15 protein-coding genes are annotated in these 16,926 nt (G+C 62.4%); 9 read left to right on the forward strand and 6 right to left on the reverse strand.

The features are described 5' to 3' along the window. Positions 1-12 precede the first annotated feature (12 nt). Positions 13-1,125 carry a cell division protein ZapE gene (gene zapE / locus BFQ03_RS18910; protein WP_065943661.1) on the forward strand — a complete coding sequence of 371 codons (1,113 nt, stop codon included), beginning with the start codon at positions 13-15 and terminating at the stop codon, positions 1,123-1,125. 34 nt (positions 1,126-1,159) lie between these two features. Then, complete coding sequence (locus BFQ03_RS18915; protein WP_065943727.1) at positions 1,160-2,464, forward strand: protein kinase; 1,305 nt, start codon at positions 1,160-1,162, stop codon at positions 2,462-2,464. Between the two features lie 132 nt (positions 2,465-2,596). Here the strand turns inward: BFQ03_RS18915 and BFQ03_RS18920 are convergent, their stop codons facing one another. Next, positions 2,597-3,304 (reverse strand): YebC/PmpR family DNA-binding transcriptional regulator, encoded by a 708-nt coding sequence (locus BFQ03_RS18920; RefSeq protein ID WP_032860264.1) that lies wholly within the window; start codon positions 3,302-3,304, stop codon positions 2,597-2,599. A gap of 118 nt (positions 3,305-3,422) precedes the next feature. Next, positions 3,423-4,748, reverse strand: coding sequence for an MFS transporter (locus tag BFQ03_RS18925; protein WP_032860265.1), 1,326 nt, complete (start codon positions 4,746-4,748; stop codon positions 3,423-3,425). A gap of 266 nt (positions 4,749-5,014) precedes the next feature. Between BFQ03_RS18925 and BFQ03_RS18930 the strand changes: the two genes are divergently transcribed. Continuing rightward, entirely contained in the window at positions 5,015-5,890 is an 876-nt protein-coding gene (locus BFQ03_RS18930) for a LysR substrate-binding domain-containing protein (protein WP_032860266.1), read from the forward strand. Between the two features lie 115 nt (positions 5,891-6,005). Here the strand turns inward: BFQ03_RS18930 and BFQ03_RS18935 are convergent, their stop codons facing one another. Beyond that, positions 6,006-6,866 (reverse strand): LysR substrate-binding domain-containing protein, encoded by an 861-nt coding sequence (locus BFQ03_RS18935; RefSeq protein WP_065943660.1) that lies wholly within the window; start codon positions 6,864-6,866, stop codon positions 6,006-6,008. A gap of 112 nt (positions 6,867-6,978) precedes the next feature. Between BFQ03_RS18935 and BFQ03_RS18940 the strand changes: the two genes are divergently transcribed. The 3 genes from BFQ03_RS18940 (at position 6,979) to BFQ03_RS18950 (ending at position 9,690) form a co-directional block, all read left to right on the forward strand. After that, positions 6,979-8,103: a 2-aminoethylphosphonate--pyruvate transaminase gene (locus tag BFQ03_RS18940; RefSeq protein ID WP_065943659.1), complete on the forward strand. Its 1,125-nt coding sequence runs from the start codon at positions 6,979-6,981 to the stop codon at positions 8,101-8,103. Positions 8,104-8,202: 99 nt separating this feature from the next. Next, positions 8,203-9,030 carry a phosphonoacetaldehyde hydrolase gene (gene phnX, locus BFQ03_RS18945; protein WP_032860269.1) on the forward strand — a complete coding sequence of 276 codons (828 nt, stop codon included), beginning with the start codon at positions 8,203-8,205 and terminating at the stop codon, positions 9,028-9,030. A 114-nt stretch (positions 9,031-9,144) separates the two neighbouring features. Continuing rightward, positions 9,145-9,690 (forward strand): cytochrome b, encoded by a 546-nt coding sequence (locus BFQ03_RS18950; RefSeq protein ID WP_032860270.1) that lies wholly within the window; start codon positions 9,145-9,147, stop codon positions 9,688-9,690. Here BFQ03_RS18950 and BFQ03_RS18955 read toward each other — a convergent pair. Together BFQ03_RS18955 and BFQ03_RS18960 are read right to left on the reverse strand one after the other, a co-directional pair. After that, positions 9,687-10,577 carry a 1-aminocyclopropane-1-carboxylate deaminase/D-cysteine desulfhydrase gene (locus BFQ03_RS18955; protein ID WP_065943658.1) on the reverse strand — a complete coding sequence of 297 codons (891 nt, stop codon included), beginning with the start codon at positions 10,575-10,577 and terminating at the stop codon, positions 9,687-9,689. The genes BFQ03_RS18950 and BFQ03_RS18955 overlap by 4 nt on opposite strands. A gap of 57 nt (positions 10,578-10,634) precedes the next feature. Beyond that, positions 10,635-12,674 carry an NADPH-dependent 2,4-dienoyl-CoA reductase gene (locus tag BFQ03_RS18960; RefSeq protein ID WP_065943657.1) on the reverse strand — a complete coding sequence of 680 codons (2,040 nt, stop codon included), beginning with the start codon at positions 12,672-12,674 and terminating at the stop codon, positions 10,635-10,637. A gap of 210 nt (positions 12,675-12,884) precedes the next feature. Between BFQ03_RS18960 and BFQ03_RS18965 the strand changes: the two genes are divergently transcribed. The 3 genes from BFQ03_RS18965 (at position 12,885) to BFQ03_RS18975 (ending at position 16,413) form a co-directional block, all read left to right on the forward strand. Beyond that, positions 12,885-14,015 (forward strand): carbon-nitrogen hydrolase family protein, encoded by a 1,131-nt coding sequence (locus BFQ03_RS18965; protein WP_065943656.1) that lies wholly within the window; start codon positions 12,885-12,887, stop codon positions 14,013-14,015. Positions 14,016-14,019: 4 nt separating this feature from the next. Then, positions 14,020-15,060: an AraC family transcriptional regulator gene (locus tag BFQ03_RS18970; protein WP_065943655.1), complete on the forward strand. Its 1,041-nt coding sequence runs from the start codon at positions 14,020-14,022 to the stop codon at positions 15,058-15,060. Between the two features lie 300 nt (positions 15,061-15,360). Continuing rightward, complete coding sequence (locus tag BFQ03_RS18975; protein WP_065943654.1) at positions 15,361-16,413, forward strand: transketolase-like TK C-terminal-containing protein; 1,053 nt, start codon at positions 15,361-15,363, stop codon at positions 16,411-16,413. Positions 16,414-16,431: 18 nt separating this feature from the next. On the opposite strand, the gene BFQ03_RS18980 is transcribed toward BFQ03_RS18975, so the two are convergent. After that, positions 16,432-16,908 (reverse strand): MarR family winged helix-turn-helix transcriptional regulator, encoded by a 477-nt coding sequence (locus BFQ03_RS18980; RefSeq protein ID WP_029298408.1) that lies wholly within the window; start codon positions 16,906-16,908, stop codon positions 16,432-16,434. Between the last annotated feature and the right edge of the window lie 18 nt (positions 16,909-16,926).

Genomic DNA, 16,926 nt, shown 5'->3' on the forward strand with positions numbered 1-16,926 from the left:
GACACCAACGCCATGCCTTTTCGAGATAGCCGCCCCCGTCGCCTGCCCTTGTTCAAACGGCTGCTGGGCAAAACAACCACCACCGATAATGCCCCAGCCATTCAGCGGTTCTTTGAAGACAAGGCCCGGCAACAGGGCTACACCCTCAGCCCCAGCCAATGGCAGGTGATCGCGGCCATGACCCGGCAAACCGCGCACTTGCAGGCCCGGCGTCCGACCCGCAGCTTGTACCTGCACGGGGCCGTCGGCCGGGGCAAAAGCTGGTTGCTCGACGGGTTTTTCCAGGCCTTGCCGTGCCCGGACAAACAGCGGGTGCATTTCCACGACTTTTTCGCCCGCCTGCACCGAGGCATGTTTGCTCACCGCCAGCAGGCCGACGCCCTGGCCGCCACCCTGGATCAATTGCTCGACGGTTGCCGGGTGCTGTGTTTCGACGAATTCCATGTGCATGACATCGGCGATGCGATGTTGATCACCCGCCTGTTCAAGGCGTTGTTCCAACGGGGCATCCTGGTGCTGCTCACCTCCAATTACCCGCCACAGGGCTTGCTGCCCAACCCGCTGTATCACCAGCGCTTCAAGCCGGTGATCGACTTGATCGGCGCACGCATGGACGTCATGCAAGTCAGCGCGCCCCACGACTATCGAGGCTTGGCACAGAACCATCGGCAACAGCGCTTCACCCATGGCCTGTACGTTTGGCCCGGCACCCCGGCCCAACGCAGTGAGCGGGGGCTGCCCGACACCGATGGCCCACCCCTGGCCCTGGCAGTGGGAGCACGGCAACTGCAGGTCCGCTGGCATCAGGCGCGCACCCTGGGCGCCACCTTCAACGACCTGTGTGAACAACCCACTGCCGTGATGGATTACCTGCTGCTGTGCGAGGACTTCGACCACTGGATCATCGACGGCCTGCCCCGGCTGGACGACTGCCCGATTGCCGTGCAACAACGGTTTATCAACCTGATCGACGTGCTGTACGACCAGGACAAGCACCTGACACTGCTGGGCCAACAGCCACTGGACGATGCCCTGGAGGGCCAGGCGATCGACTTGGCGCGCACCCGCAGCCGCCTGGGCCAGTTGCAACAAACCAGCTCGATCGCGCCCAAGCCGTTATCATGAGCGCCTTTGCCTTTGTCGAGTGACGCTGCTGTTCATGGATACCCTTGCCCAACTCAAGGCTGGCCAACTGGCTGGCATCAAGCGCCTGGACCTGTCCTGTGGCCTGACGCAGTTCCCCCGGGAAATCTTCGACCTGGCCGACTCCCTGGAAATCCTCAACCTCAGTGGCAATGCCCTGAGCAGCCTGCCCGACGATCTGCACCGCCTGCCCCACCTGCGCGTGCTGTTTTGCTCGGACAACGCCTTTACCGAACTGCCGGCGTGCCTGGGCCAATGCCCGCAATTGAGCATGGTTGGCTTCAAAGCCAACCAGATCGAGCATGTGCCCGCTGCCGCGCTGCCGCCGCAGCTGCGCTGGCTGATCCTTACCGACAACCACATCAGCCAGTTGCCGGACGAGCTCGGCGAGCGGCCGCGCTTGCAAAAACTCATGCTGGCCGGCAACCGCCTGGAGCAACTGCCGGCGAGCCTGGCCCAGTGCCATAACCTCGAACTGCTGCGCATCGCCTCCAACCGCCTGGCGCAATTGCCGCACTGGCTGCTGACGCTACCGCGCCTGACCTGGCTGGCCTATGCCGGCAACCCGGTGGAAATGGCGGTGGATGTGGCCAATGACGACGACACGCCGAATATTCCCTGGGCCGAACTGGCGCTGGCCGAAGTGCTGGGCGAAGGCGCCTCAGGTGTGATCCGCAAGGCGCTCTGCAAACCTTCGAACGCGCCTGTCGCCGTCAAACTCTATAAGGGCACCATCACCAGCGACGGTTCGCCGCTGCACGAAATGCAGGCCTGTATTGCCGCCGGGCTGCACCCCAACCTGATCAGGGTGCAAGGCCGCGTGGTTGGCCACCCCGATGACCAGGCCGCACTGGTGATGAACCTGATCGAACCGAGCTACCGCAACCTCGCCGGCCTGCCAAGCCTGGCGTCCTGCACCCGGGACATCTACGACCCCGCCAAACGTTTCAGCGCCGAGGTGGCATTGCGCATAGCGCGGGGCATCGCCTCGGTGGCCGCCCACCTGCACCGGCACGGCATTACCCATGGCGACCTGTATGGCCACAATATCCTGTGCAATGCCGAGGGTGATTGCCTGCTCGGGGACTTTGGCGCGGCATCGTTCCACACCACGGTAGACACCTTGCAAACCAGGGCGCTGCAACGCATTGAAGTGCGCGCGTTCGGGGTGTTGCTGGGGGAGTTGCTGGAGCGGATTGACAGCGGCTTGAGTGATCAACAGCGCCTGGCGCTGGAAGCACTGTGTGACCATTGCTGCCAGCCGCAGGTGCTGGCACGACCGGCGTTCGCAGAGATCGAGGCGCAACTGTCCTCATTCTGAAATGCCATGCAAATGTGGGAGCGGGCTTGCTCGCGATAGCGGTGTGTCAGTCGCAGAAATATTGACTGAACCACCGCTATCGCGAGCAAGCCCGCTCCCACACAAGCCCGCCATCACCGTTCTAGACTGGGTTTAGCCCGCCAGGCCGACGAACATATCCTGCACGTCGTCATGGTTGTCCAGGCCTTCCAGGAAGGCTTCGACTTCAGCCATCTGCTCGTCGCTCAAACCAGTGACCGGGTTTTTCGAGATGTAGCCCAACTTGGCCGACAACACGGTGAAACCCTGCTCCGGCAAGGCTTTCTGTACCGCGTCCAGGTCAGTGGTCTCGGTGATGAACAGGGTCGAACCCTCTTCTTCGCCTTCTTCAAAGTCCTGGGCGCCGGCTTCGATGGCGGCCATTTCCGGATCGGCATCCGGAGTATCCGGCGAGGCCTCGATCAGCCCCACATGGTTGAAGTCCCAGGCCACGGAGCCCGAAGCCCCCAATTGCCCCTTGCGGAACGCCACGCGGATTTCCGCCACGGTGCGGTTGATGTTGTCGGTCACGCATTCAACGATCAACGGCACCTGGTGCGGGGCGAACCCTTCATAGGTCACGCGATGGTACTGCACGGTTTCGCCCAGCAGGCCCGCGCCTTTCTTGATCGCACGTTCCAGGGTTTCCTTGGGCATCGAGGCTTTCTTGGCCTGCTCGACCACCAGACGCAGGTGGGCGTTGGTCGCGGTGTCTGCACCGTTGCGGGCGGCAATGGTGATCTCTTTCACCAGCTTGCCGAAGATCTTGCCCTTGGCATTGGATGCCGCTTCTTTATGTTTAACCTTCCACTGTGCGCCCATGACTCACTCTCTTGATATCCGTGGCGCCGAGACGTCTACTGGCCGGCGCTTTGGCGGCAGAGTTTATAGGGCAAAAACACTCTCTTCCACCAAAAAACCGGCCAGCGACACAGGTGGCTCAGGTGCGCAGGGGTTTGATCGCCATGGCGCGATCCGGCACAAAGTCCCCGACTTGCGCCAATACCGCAGGCCGAGCGTTCCAGTAAGGCATCAGCACCAGCGAAGAGAACAACGCGCAACCGGCAAATACGATAAACACCGTCACCGTGTCGAAGTAACCCGGCAGCAGGCCACCGAGGATCGCCCCCACCGAACCGCAGCCGTTGACGAACCCGGCCGCCGTGGCGCCGGCCTTGGCGGTGCCGAAATCGATCGCGGCGGTGCTGCTGATCATCGAGTCCGGCCCATACAGGGTCAGGCCCATGACAAACAGCAAGGCCATCACCAGCAACACACTGCCGGTGTGCAACGCGCCCATGAACAACGCCAGTGACACCGTCAGCGCCAGCAGGCTGAGGACACAGGCCGGCATGCGCCGCGCACCGAACAGCTTGTCGGACGCCAGGCCAATCATGATCGGCCCCAGCAGCCCCGCCAGCTCGAACGCGGTGGGCACAATGGCTGCGCCGACCTTGCCCACCGACGGCATCTGCTCGTAGACGATTACCGGGCCCCACAACAGGATCGCGTAACGCGCCGGTTTCAACAGGAAATACGCCAGGCCCAGGGTCAGTACCGTGCGGTTGCGCAAGATCTCGCGCAACGGTTCAAGAATGCTGATCTTCCTGGCTGCTGCCGCCTCTTCTGCACTCAAGGCGGGCTCCGGCTCCACGGCGGGCAAACCGACATCCTGCGGGGTGTTGCGCTGGAAGATGAAGAACAGCACCGCAACCACTGCCACCACCGCCGCGCTGGAAATAAACGCTGCGTGCCAGCTACCGATCAGGGTATAGGCCCACCACCCGGCAAACGGTGACGCCACCAGGCCGCCAAAGGCATAGCAGGAACTCCACAGCCCCAGCACCCGCCCACGCTGCTGCGCCGGGAAGAAACTGCCAAGGTTCTTGCACAGGCCCGACCAGCCGGTGGACTGCGCCAGCCCCTGGATCAGCATGCAACTGATAAAGATCGGCAACGTGGCAAAGGTGCCCATCACCAACGCGGCCAGCGCGGAAATCACCAGGCCACCGAGCACTACCACCCGTGGCCCGAAACGGTCGGCCAGCATGCCCCAGGTGAACTGGCCGACGGCGTACGCCGCCAGGTACAGGCCATCGAGGTTGGCCATCATCATCTTGTCCAGCGGGAAGTTCGGGTCGTCGACAATGCCGAGCTTGGCCACGGAAAACGCTTTGCGGGTGAAATAGAAGGCGGCATAGGCCAGCCAGGTGATGGCGAAAATCTGCACGCGCCAACGCTTGATGCTACCCATAGGGATATTCATGGTGGTTCTGACCTCAGGTGTGAGTGTGCCGGCAGAATCGAGAAGCAATTGCCTGTGTTTTTATTGTTTTGCACTGCAGTACCGGGTCGCAGGGCGCCAGGTACTGGTCAGATGAGTCCTGCAAGGTTGCACGCAACGACCCATGATCGCCGAAGTTGTAGGACTCAACCTACGGCGACTGAGGGCTATCAAAGCAATGGCTGACTAATAGGTAAAATCGATTTATCGTATTTCAAATATAAGCTCAGCTTGTAAGAGGTCGTGCCATGTCGGTTTCCCACGCGCAACTCAAAGCCTTCCATGCCGTTGCCGTCCACGGCAGCTTTACCCTGGCAGCCGAGCGGCTGTTCCTCACCCAGCCGGCCATTTCCGACCAGGTGCGCAAGCTCGAAGAGCGCTTCGGTGTGCTGTTGTTCCATCGTAACAAACGCTCCGTGCGCCTGACCGACCTGGGCGAGCGCCTGCTGAGTATCACCCAGCGCCTGTTTGTGATCGCCGCCGAGGCCGAGGAACTGCTGCAAGACTCCAAGGCCTTGCAGACCGGCAGCCTGACCCTGGCCGTGGATGCGCCGGTGCATGTACTGCCGCAGATCGCGCAGTTTTGCGAACGTTATCCGGGAATCACGGTAAAGATCGAGACCGGCAACACCGATGATGCGCTGTATCGCCTGTACAACTATCAGGCTGACCTGGCGCTGGTGGGGCGCGACGTTGACGATGAGCGCCTGCTCTCGATCCCGCTGCGCGATGACCCGATGCTGGCCTTTGTTGCACGCAACCACCCGTGGGCCGGGCGTGAATTCATCGACCTGGCGGACCTCGACGACACACCTCTGGTCCTGCGGGAAACCGGCTCGGTAACCCGTCAGACCCTGGAGCGGGAGATGCACCAGGCCGGGCTGCGGATTCGCCCGGCGATCCAGGTAGAAGGCCGCGAGGCCGCCCGTGAAGCGGTGGTGGTGGGGATTGGCGTGGGCGTGGTCTCGGCGTCGGAATTCGGTGCGGACTCACGGGTGTATGCCATGCCGATTCGCGATTGCACCCAGCGCATGAAGGAAACGCTGGTGTGCCTCAAAGAACAGAGCTCGCGACGGGTGGTGGCGACCTTTCTGGAGATTGTCCGCGAGAGCCTCGATACCTGAGCGAACGCAATACTCAAAGCAGCAAAGATCAAATGTGGGCGAGCAAGCCCGCTCCCACAGGGGATCTGCGCTTAATTGATGGCCCCCCCTCGCCACAGAGTCTGATCAACACCCATCAACTGGAGGCCAGTTCGAAAAACGCCTGAATCAAGCGCAACTCCCGGCGCCGCTCCATGCAGCCGAGCATATGCTGGTTCAGCAAGCCCTCGCCCTGGATTGGAATCGCGTGCACCCGCGGGTCGCGGCTGACTTCTACCGACGACACCACGCCCACCCCCAACTCGGCGGCCACCGCTTCCGTCACCGCCTCACGGCTGTCCAGTTCCAGCAGCACCCGGGGATTGACGCCAGCCTCGCCACAGGCGTCGTCGAAAGTCCGGCGCGTAATGGAACTGGGCTCACGCAGCACCATGATCACCTGGTTCAGTTGCTCCAGGCGGATACCGGCCGGGTCTGCCAGCCATAGGTGGCCGGCGGGCACCAGCGCGCAGATCCGTGACTCGCTCAACGGCTGCAAATGCAAACCCTTGCGCGGTTCAACCTCAGTCAACACCGCCACATCCGCATGCTCGGACAGCAGCGCGGCCAGGGTTTCCTGGGCATTGCCCAAACGCAGGTTGACGGTAATCCCCGGGTAGCGCGCACGCAGGCGCGCCAGCATCGGCATGACCATGTGTGGCCCATCCGCCGCCACTTCCAGGCGCCCAGTCAGCAGTTGCCGGTTGGCTTCAAGCAGCGTCTGCGCTTCATCCACCTGGCCGAAGATACTGCGGGTGATGGCCGCGAGCTTGATCCCCTCTTCCGTCAACTCGACCCGCCGCGCGGTACGCCGCAGCAGAGTGATCTGGTAGTGCTCTTCCAGCGCCTTGATATGCCCGGTCACGGCGGGCTGGCTGATAAACAGGCGCGCGGCGGCCCGGGTAAAACTGCCGTCCCGGGCCACGGCGTCAAACGCACGGAGTTGGAAAAGATTCATAGCTATCGGCCTCACTGATGGCTGGCATAACAACAAACAATTTGATTGATGACAAGCCAAACTGCAATTTATGTCCCGTAGCTTCATCCCACTGCTTTGCGAGGACATGAGAATGAGTACTGCCGCGCCGATCCTGCTCACACCTGGGCCCCTGACCACGTCCGCCCGCACCCGCCAGGCGATGATGGTTGACTGGGGTTCGTGGGATGACCGCTTCAACCAACTGACCGCCAGCCTCTGCGAGCAACTGCTGGCGATCATCAACGGTGGCGACAGCCATCACTGCGTGCCCTTGCAGGGCAGCGGCACCTTTGCCGTCGAAGCCGCGATCGGCACCCTGGTGCCACGGGATGGCAAGGTGCTGGTGCTGATCAACGGTGCCTACGGCAAGCGCCTGGCGAAGATCTGCGAAGTGCTCGGCCGCCCGTTCAGCACCTTCGAAACCGCTGAAGACCAGCCCACCACCGCCGCTGATGTGGATCGGCTGTTGCAGGCTGACAGCAGCATCACCCATGTCGCGCTGATCCACTGCGAAACCAGCACCGGTATTCTCAACCCGCTGCCGGAGATCGCCCAAGTCATCCAGCGCCACGGCAAACGCCTGATCATCGACGCCATGAGTTCCTTTGGCGCGCTGCCCATCGACGCGGCCCAAGTGCCGTTTGACGCCCTGATCGCGGCATCAGGCAAGTGCCTGGAAGGCGTGCCGGGCATGGGCTTTGTCTTTGCCAAAAAACAAGCGTTGGCCGCCGCCCAGGGCAACTGCCATTCCCTGGCCATGGATCTGTTCGACCAACACGCCTACATGGCCAAGACCGGCCAATGGCGCTTTACCCCGCCGACCCACGTGGTGGCGGCGCTGCATGAAGCACTCCTGCAATACAACGAAGAAGGCGGTTTGCCGGCCCGCCACCAGCGCTATGCAGACAACTGCCAGACGCTGTTGGACGGCATGGCCGAACTGGGCCTGCGCAGCTTCCTGCCCGCCGCGATCCAGGCGCCGATCATCGTTACGTTCCACGCGCCGAACGATCCGCGCTACCAGTTCAAGGACTTCTACGAGCGGGTCAAGGCCAAGGGGTTCATTTTGTATCCGGGCAAATTGACCCAGGTCGAAACCTTCCGCGTCGGCTGCATCGGTCACGTCAACCAGGCCGAGATGCAAGCAGCGGTGGCGGCGATTGCCCAGGCGCTGCAAGAGATGTGTGGGAGCGAGCTTGCTCGCGAAGTGGGTTAACGATAACGCGGGCAGCCTGGTTCACAGCGGCGCCCTCAGGTTTTTCGCGAGCAAGCTCGCTCCTACAAAAAACGCCACATTAGCCATAGGATTTGCACCATGAACTATCAGAACCCCAACACCCTGCAAGCCGCCATCCTTGACTGGGCCGGCACCGTGGTCGACTTCGGCTCGTTCGCCCCCACGCAGATTTTTGTCGAGGCCTTCGCCGAATTCGACGTGCAGGTGTCCATCGAAGAAGCCCGTGGCCCGATGGGCATGGGCAAGTGGGACCACATCCGCACCCTGTGTGATCAGCCGCAAGTGGCCGAGCGCTATCGCAAGGCCTTCGGCCGCACGCCGACCGACGCTGACGTGACCGCCATCTACGAGCGCTTCATGCCGCTGCAGATCGAGAAGATCGCCGAACACTCGGCGCTGATTCCCGGTGCCCTGGAGACCATCGCCGCACTGCGTGCGCAAGGGATCAAGATTGGCTCCTGCTCCGGCTACCCCAAGCAAGTGATGGACAAGGTGGTCGAACTGGCCGCCACCAACGGCTATATCGCCGACCACGTGGTGGCCACCGACGAAGTGCCCAATGGCCGCCCTTGGCCGGCCCAGGCCCTGGCCAATGTGATTGCCCTGGGTATCGATGACGTGGCCGCCTGCGTGAAGATCGACGACACCGTGCCGGGCATCCTCGAAGGCCGCCGCGCCGGGATGTGGACCGTGGCGCTGACCTGCTCGGGCAACGCCCTGGGCCTGACCTACGAGCAGTTCCGCGCCCTCGACCCTGCAACGCTGGCCAGCGAACGCAAGCGTATCGAAACGCTGTTTGCCGGCTCGCGCCCGCACTACCTGATCGACACCATCACCGACCTGCCCGGCGTGATCGCCGACATCAATCAGCGCCTGGCCCGCGGTGAAATGCCGCAAGGCATCTGATAGAGGTCAATACATCGCCCCTCACTCGGGCAAACCTTGCATAACAGGGTTAGGCTGAAGGGACTTCGTCGCCAAAGAACGGAGGTTTGCCCCTGATGAGTGAGGAAAGACGCGATGCCGTGGAAAAACAGTGAGTCCCGTTACAGTACGATGTCCATCGCCCTGCACTGGCTGATGCTGGTGCTGCTGGTCGCGGTCTACGCCACCATTGAATTTCGCGGGATTTTCCCCAAAGGCAGTGGCGGACGCACGTTAATCAAGGAACTGCACTTCATGTTCGGCCTGACCGTGTTCGTACTGGTCTGGCTGCGCCTGTTTGCCCGCAGCCTTGGCGTGGCGCCGAAGATTTTGCCGGCACCGCCGCAATGGCAAACCTTGCTGGCGACCCTGATGCACGTGGCGTTGTATGTGTTCATGATCGGCATGCCGATCTTCGGCTGGCTGATCGTCAGTGCCGAAGGGCATTCGGTGTGGTTCTACGGGCTTGAGTTGCCACCGTTGATCGGCGAGAACAAAGACCTGGCCAAGCAGATCGAAGGCTGGCACGTGCTGGGCGGCACCATCGGTTACTGGTTGATCGGCCTGCACGCAGCTGCTGGCCTGTATCACCACTACTTCATGCGCGATAACACCGTGTTGCGCATGTTGCCCAAGCGTTAGTCCGCAAAACCCCGGCGGCCTTGCAGGCCGCCGGTGTGCACAAAGATCAAGCGAATGCCGGGGGCAAAGCGCCCGGCTTCGATCTGCTGCTTGAGCGCCAGCAGTGCCTTGCCGGTGTACAGCGGTTCCAGCAGCATGCCGCTGGCCTGTTCGGTAGTGGCGATAAACTCAAGCAATGGCTGATCGACCTTGGCAAAGCCGCCACGGCTGGCATCCAGCAGTTCATACCCGCCCTGCACGATGGCCTGCACGTTCTGCGCGACGCCATGATCATCCGGCACCGCCAGTGCCCCATACACAGGATGGGCACCCGCCTCCGCCAGCACCAACCCAGCCAGTGTGGTGCCCGTGCCAGCCGCCAACCACCAGGCGTCGTAATCGGCCCAACCCAAGGTGTGCAACTGTCGTCGGGCTTGCTCGACCAACACTCCGCAGCCCAGCGCCCCAGCCAATGCGCCGCCGCCTTCAGGCACGGGATGCAGACGCGGGTAGCGCTCGCACCAAGGCAACCAAAAGTCCGGTGCATGGCGCGCGCGGTAGCCGCCGTAACCCAGCCAGTGCAGTTGCATGCCCAAAGCTTGCAGATCGAGGACCGTCGGAGTGTCTTGGGGATGCCCGCGCAACAGGCCGACAGTGGCAAAACCGAAGCGTTTGCCGGCTGCCGCCAGGGCGTGCAAGTGATTGGAGTAGGCCCCGCCCAGGCTGATGATGCCCGTGGCGCCAGCCTGTTGCGCCTGGGCCAGGTGCTCGGTGAGCTTGAACCACTTGTTGCCGCTGATCAGCGGGTCGATGCGGTCCAGGCGCAGCACGGCCACCTCGACCCCGTTCAGCCAATCCAGCTGCAAGGGTTCAAGGGGAGCCTGGGGAAGCCAATCGAAAGGACCCATCAGGGCATGTCTGCATGAAAAAAGGGGCGGTAGTCTAACACCGCCCCTTCCCGGGTCTTACAGCTCGGCGGCGAGACGCGAGCCCTGGTTGATGGCGCGCTTGGCGTCCAGCTCGGCGGCCACATCGGCACCGCCGATCAGGTGCACGTTCTGGCCTGCGGCGACCAGGCCGTCCTGCAGTTCGCGCAGCGGGTCTTGGCCGGCGCAGATGACGATGTTGTCCACCGCCAGCACCTGGGGTTCGCCCTCGGCGCCGATACGGACATGCAGGCCCTGATCGTCGATCTTCAGGTACTCGACGCTATTGAGCATCTGCACCTGCTTGTTCTTCAGGCCCGTACGGTGGATCCAGCCAGTGGTCTTGCCCAGGCCATCGCCGACCTTGGAAGCCTTGCGCTGCAACAGGAATACTTCACGGGCCGGGGCATGGGGCTGGGGCTTGATGCCGGCCACACCGCCGCGTGCTTCAAGGTGGGTGTCGATGCCCCACTCTTTCCAGAACGCTTCGCGGTCCAGGCTGGTGGACACGCCCTGATGCACGAGGAACTCCGAAACGTCAAAGCCGATACCGCCGGCACCGATCACCGCCACGCGCTGGCCGACCGGTTTGCGCTGCAGGAGCACGTCCAGGTAACTGAGCACCTTGGCGTTTTCCACGCCGGGGATTGCTGGGGTACGGGGCGCGATACCCGTGGCGAGAATGATCTCGTCGTAACCACCGGCCGCCAGTTGCGCCACATCCACACGGGTGTTGAGGCACAGTTCGACATGAGTGGTCTGCAACTTGCGCTTGAAGTAACGCAGGGTTTCGAAAAACTCTTCCTTGCCCGGCACGCGCTTGGCCACGTTGAACTGGCCGCCGATCTCGCTGGCCGAATCAAACAGCGTCACTTGATGGCCACGCTCGGCGGCGACGGTAGCGGCTGCCAGACCGGCAGGGCCGGCACCCACCACGGCGATCTTCTTGACCTGGGTGACCGGCACATAGTTGAGCTCGGTCTCGTAGCAGGCGCGCGGGTTGACCAGGCAGGTGGTCAATTTGCCACCGAAGGTGTGGTCCAGGCAGGCCTGGTTGCAGCCGATGCAGGTGTTGATTTCGTCGGCACGGCCAGCGGCGGCCTTGTTGACGAACTCCGGGTCGGCGAGGAAAGGACGGGCCATGGACACCATGTCGGCATCGCCCTCGGCGAGGATCTGCTCGGCCACTTCCGGGGTGTTGATACGGTTGGTGGTGATCAACGGGATCTGCACCGCGCCACGCAGCTTGGCCGTGACTTTGCTGAATGCTCCGCGCGGTACTTTGGTGGCGATGGTCGGAATACGCGCTTCATGCCAGCCGATGCCGGTGTTGATAATCGTCGCGCCCGCCTGCTCGATGGCCTTGGCCAGTTGCACGATTTCTTCCCAGGTGCTGCCGCCTTCCACCAGGTCGAGCATCGACAGGCGGAAGATAATGATGAAGTTCGGCCCCACGGCTTCGCGCACCCGACGCACGATTTCCACCGGCAGGCGCATGCGGTTTTCGTAGGCACCGCCCCAGCGATCGGTACGATGGTTGGTGTGGGCGGCGAGGAACTGGTTAATGAAATAACCTTCCGAGCCCATGATTTCCACACCGTCGTACTCGGCGACCTGGGCCAGTACCGAGCACGTCACAAAGTCGCTGATCTGCTTTTCGATGCCTTCCTCGTCCAGCTCCTTGGGCTTGAACGGGTTGATCGGCGCCTGGATCGCGCTTGGCGCGACTTGTTTGGGGCTGTAGGCATAACGCCCGGCATGGAGGATCTGCATGCAAATCTTGCCACCCGCCTCGTGCACCGCCTGGGTGACGATCTTGTGCTTGAGCGCCTCGGCTTCGGTGGTCAGCTTGGCGGCCCCGGAATACACCCCGCCCTCATCGTTCGGGCCAATGCCGCCGGTGACCATCAGGCCCACACCGCCACGGGCACGCTCGGCGAAATAAGCAGCCATGCGTTCGAAGCCGCCGGGCTTTTCTTCAAGGCCGGTGTGCATCGAACCCATCAAGGTGCGATTGCGCAAGGTAGTAAAACCCAGGTCCAACGGGGCCAGCAGGTGCGGGTAGGCAGCAGCGGTCATGGTACAGCTCCACAACGGATCATCACGGGACGTGGCAGGCTCGAATGGCAGGCCATCGGTTTATGACCCACAGACTAAGAGCCATACCCTTGGCGCTCAATGACTGAAACTGACAAGTTATTGATCCAAATGTGCAGCGCCCCTTGGCAAGCGTGACAACGCGCCCTACCCTAGGGGCGAACCCTGCACACGGCCTGTTGTCTGTTCTCCATGCGTAAATTACTTGCCTTGACCCTCACCATGGCCCTGGTCGCCGCCGTTTCCGCCTATCTGGTCTGGACCCAGGAGCGCCCCGTGGGGCATTACCTGTCGGACCTGCGGATCAACCTGGCCGTCAACCAGGGTATGCCCGCCGATCACGGCAACCTGCTGGGCATCCAGCCAGAACTGTTCCCCGCTGACTACCAGAGCCTGGAGCGCTTGCACCTCAAGCTCTCGGCGTACCTGCGCAACGCCCGGGACATGGGCCTGCTCAACGACAAAACCATCGTGGTCCTGCCGGAACATGTCGGCACCTGGTTGATGGTCAGTGGCGAAAAAAACGAGCTGTACCAAGCCACCAGTCTTAAAGAGGCGATGAACTGGCTATCAGCAAGCAACCCATTGCTGTTCCTGCGCGCACTGATCAGTGCCCAGGGCGACAACCGCCTGGACGACGCCTACCTGCGCATGAAGGCCCCGGCCATGGCCCGCGATTACCAGGTGCTGTTTGGCGGCCTGGCCAAGGAGTTCGGGGTGACGCTGGTGGCCGGCTCCATCGCCCTGCCCAACCCGAGCGTCAGCCAGGGCCAATTGCAGGTTGGCCATGGTGCGCTATACAACACCAGCCTGGTATTCGACCGCGATGGCCTGCCCCTGGGCCAGCCCCAACGCCAGCTCTACCCGATCTTTGATGAGCGCGGCTTTATCGCGCCGGGTGACGAAGGCGTGGTCAATGTCATCGACACCCCGGCCGGGCGCCTGGGCATCCTGATCGGCAGCGACAGCTGGTACCCGGACAACTACCGCAAGCTCAACGAACAAGGCGCGCAATTGGTCGCGGTGCCGGCGTTGGTGATTGGCCGGGATACCTGGGACAAGCCGTGGCGCGGTTTCAAGAGCGTATCCACGCCACCGGAAGTCAGCCTCAAGCCCGAAGAACTCAGCGAAGGCCAAGCCTGGCATCGCCTGAGCCTGATCAGCCAGGCGCCGATCAGCCTGGCCGGCGCGGGCATCAGCGTGTTCATGCGCGGCCAATTCTGGGACCAGGGCACCAGCGGCCAGAGCTTTCTCAGCGCCCAGGGCCAGGTCTTCGCCGATGGCAACGCGCGTGGTGCGCGCTTGCTGAACGTGTGGCTATAAGCCCATGAAACCGGCACCGATGCGCCTCGGGGATTTATCGGTGGGCATCGTGCATACCGTGGCCGATGCCATCCTCAGCCATGGCCTGGACCCGCAGCCGCTGCTGTTGCAATACGGCCTCGACCCGGCACGCCTGAGCGAACCCGGTGCGCGCCTGTCGATCCCCCGCTACATGCGCCTGGGCCACGCGGCTATCCAGTTGACCAACGATCCCGGCCTGGGCCTGCGCATGGGCCAATTCAGTCGCATGAATCAGCTCGGCCTGGCCGGTGTCACCGCCGCCCAGGCCCCCACCGTGCGCGAAGCCGCGCGCACCCTGACGCGCTTCGAGGCGCTGTACGGTGCCAATTACCGTGGCCAATCCAGCTTTCATGAGGACGCCCAAGGCGCCTGGTTGCGCTTCTATTCCATCAGCCCGTACAACGCTTATAACCGCTTCGTGGTGGATTCGATTCTCGCCGGCTGGCTGCATCAGATGGCGACCTTGTGCCAGCAGCCGGTGCTGGCCGAGCGGATCGAAATCGAATTCGCCGCGCCAGACTACAGCGCCAGCTACAACGTGCTGGGCGATTGCCCGGTGCAGTTCGGCGCAGAACTCAATCAACTGCGCCTGAGCCAGCACAGCCTGGGCTTGCGCAACCCGCAGCACTGCCCGAGCACCTGGCACTTGTTGTTGCAACTGTGTGAAAGGGAATTGGAACAACTGACGCGCACCCGCAGCCTGCGCGAGCGCATCACCCGCTTGCTGGGGCCGATGCTCAATGGCGGCCGGGAACCCGACCTGGAAGAAGTGGCCGCGCGCCTGAAGCTGCCAACCTGGACCTTACGGCGCAAACTGGCCGAGGAAGGCACACAGTTTCGCGCGATTCTCAACGACACCCGCCGCGACCTGGCCATGACCTACATTCGCGACACGGAACTGGCGTTTGGGGAAATTGCCTATTTGCTCGGTTTTGCCTCAGCGGAAGCTTTTCAACGGGCCTTCAAGCGCTGGAACAGCCAGACCCCAGGGGAATTTCGCCGCAGTCAGCGGCATTCCGCCTGACGTCTGTCCTACAGCTCGGTGGCATCGTCGGCCGGATCCAGGGGATCGAGTTCGAATGCCTGATACTCCAACAGCTCTTCTTGATAATCGTCCATCGTCGACTCCTTGTGTAATCAAAGCAGGTGGCTTAAGTGACCCACATCACCAGCCTAAAGTGCCGTCGTGACGAAAAAAAGACAGGGTCATGACGTTCCTGAGCTTGAAGATTAAACGTAGCAGCCAGGCACGGATTTAAACAGGCAAAGTAAATGCAACTGCAATCATTGCAGTTGCAATCATTGCGCAACTTCCATTAGGGTGATGCTCTGCACCGCCAATGGGACGCGACTCTTGACTGCTAGCACTGCGCAATCCGCACAAATCTGCATCGACACCTTGAACAATCAGCAGCCGCCCCGCAGCTCGCCGCTGTATACGGTGATGGCTATGGCCAACACCCTAGAGTTCAACCCCGCGACGTGCAGGCAAGCCTGGGTCATTCGCGGCCAGTCCCACTCCAGGCGCATTGCCGCCTGGCCCACCTGGTTTGCCCGTAACCGTGGGGAAAAACCGCTGTTGTACCTGCATAGCGCCACCTCATCGGCGCAGCTGTGTTCCCTCTCTCGCGGCACCGAGCAACGGGGGATTCTGTGCAACGACATCCAGACCCGTCCCGCCAGGTGGACCAGAGGCGCACACCCCTCACTCCCGCTGTGGCTGGCCAGCAATCCACATTGCACCCCCTATGATCCGGCCTCCGGCGAAGAAACCCGGGCGATAGTCCTGGCAGCCTTGCATGCGCTGTATATCGAGGGCAGGCCGGGTTTCTATTACCTGGCCCTGCATGACCAGCACGACGGGCCGGGATTGGCGCAACAAGACCGCGCGGATGCAATCAAGGGGATGTATCGGATCGGGCGCGAACCACCGGCACCTCTGCACGTGCGCCTGCTGGGTGCAGGCTACGTGTTTGCAGAAGTCGTGCATGCCGCAAGGTTGCTGGAGGAGGACTGGAACGTATCGGCGCAGCTATGGAGCTGCCCCAGCTACACCCGATTGGTGCGCGAAGCAAATGCCGCCGAGCGCTGGAACCGCCTGCATCCACTGGCAGAAAAACGCAGCAGTCACTTACGCGATTGCCTGGCGGGCAACGACAGCCCAGTGATCGCGGTCACCGGCTATCCGCAGTCCGTCGTCGACCCGCTGGCGGCCCATGTGCGTGCACGCTTTGTCGCCCTGGGTGCCGGCTCAGTCCGGCCAGCGGCACCTGACCGCTATTGGATTACCGCACTGGCTTTAAAAGCACTGGCAGAGGATGGGCTGATCGGACCACAACAGGTGGAACGGGCATTGCAGCAGTACCGCCTCAGATGAGCGGGAAGACGCCCTTGCCTATGGCGTTTCAGACCTGCGCCGTCCCCGTGTTTGCGCACTGGCCATCGCCAGCCCCGCCGTGCGCTCCAGCGCATCGGAAAAGCCCTGACGCTGCTCGGCGTTGAGTTGCGAAAGGAACAATTCATCCACGGTACTTTCGTAGATGCCCCACATCTTTTTACGCAACACCCGGCCCTCATCGGTGATCGAGGCAAACGCGGCGCGCCCATCACCCTCGCAGCGCGAGCGCACCACCAGGCCGTCCTTTTCCAAGCGGTCCACCAACCGCGTCAGGTTGTAGCGCTCGATGGCCAGTACATCGGCCAACTCATGCATGCGCCGAGTGCCATCAGGACCGCTTTCCAGGCCCCACAAGGCGTCGTACCAGGCGTATGGCGGCAAGCCGGCCTGGGTCAGGCGCCGTTCAATTTCACGGATGACCGCCCTGTGGGCCCTGACAAACCGAAACCATACATCAGGCTCTTTCGATGCCATGCAACACCATCCGGGGAA

This window comes from Pseudomonas sp. 25 R 14 (genome assembly GCF_900004755.1).
GTDB classification, from domain to species: Bacteria; Pseudomonadota; Gammaproteobacteria; order Pseudomonadales; family Pseudomonadaceae; genus Aquipseudomonas; species Aquipseudomonas brenneri.

Excerpts from the sequence above, each read along its gene's own strand:
- BFQ03_RS18920 (WP_032860264.1), bottom strand. The coding sequence starts at position 3,304 with ATGGGCGCACAGTGGAAGGTTAAACATAAAGAAGCGGCATCCAATGCC.
- BFQ03_RS18980 (WP_029298408.1), bottom strand. The coding sequence starts at position 16,908 with ATGGCATCGAAAGAGCCTGATGTATGGTTTCGGTTTGTCAGGGCCCAC.
- BFQ03_RS18950 (WP_032860270.1), top strand. The coding sequence starts at position 9,145 with ATGCCGTGGAAAAACAGTGAGTCCCGTTACAGTACGATGTCCATCGCC.
- BFQ03_RS18940 (WP_065943659.1), top strand. The coding sequence starts at position 6,979 with ATGAGTACTGCCGCGCCGATCCTGCTCACACCTGGGCCCCTGACCACG.
- BFQ03_RS18935 (WP_065943660.1), bottom strand. The coding sequence starts at position 6,866 with ATGAATCTTTTCCAACTCCGTGCGTTTGACGCCGTGGCCCGGGACGGC.
- BFQ03_RS18970 (WP_065943655.1), top strand. The coding sequence starts at position 14,020 with ATGAAACCGGCACCGATGCGCCTCGGGGATTTATCGGTGGGCATCGTG.
- zapE (WP_065943661.1), top strand. The coding sequence starts at position 13 with ATGCCTTTTCGAGATAGCCGCCCCCGTCGCCTGCCCTTGTTCAAACGG.
- BFQ03_RS18960 (WP_065943657.1), bottom strand. The coding sequence starts at position 12,674 with ATGACCGCTGCTGCCTACCCGCACCTGCTGGCCCCGTTGGACCTGGGT.
- BFQ03_RS18915 (WP_065943727.1), top strand. The coding sequence starts at position 1,160 with ATGGATACCCTTGCCCAACTCAAGGCTGGCCAACTGGCTGGCATCAAG.
- phnX (WP_032860269.1), top strand. The coding sequence starts at position 8,203 with ATGAACTATCAGAACCCCAACACCCTGCAAGCCGCCATCCTTGACTGG.
- BFQ03_RS18925 (WP_032860265.1), bottom strand. The coding sequence starts at position 4,748 with ATGAATATCCCTATGGGTAGCATCAAGCGTTGGCGCGTGCAGATTTTC.
- BFQ03_RS18955 (WP_065943658.1), bottom strand. The coding sequence starts at position 10,577 with ATGGGTCCTTTCGATTGGCTTCCCCAGGCTCCCCTTGAACCCTTGCAG.
- BFQ03_RS18975 (WP_065943654.1), top strand. The coding sequence starts at position 15,361 with ATGCTCTGCACCGCCAATGGGACGCGACTCTTGACTGCTAGCACTGCG.
- BFQ03_RS18965 (WP_065943656.1), top strand. The coding sequence starts at position 12,885 with ATGCGTAAATTACTTGCCTTGACCCTCACCATGGCCCTGGTCGCCGCC.
- BFQ03_RS18930 (WP_032860266.1), top strand. The coding sequence starts at position 5,015 with ATGTCGGTTTCCCACGCGCAACTCAAAGCCTTCCATGCCGTTGCCGTC.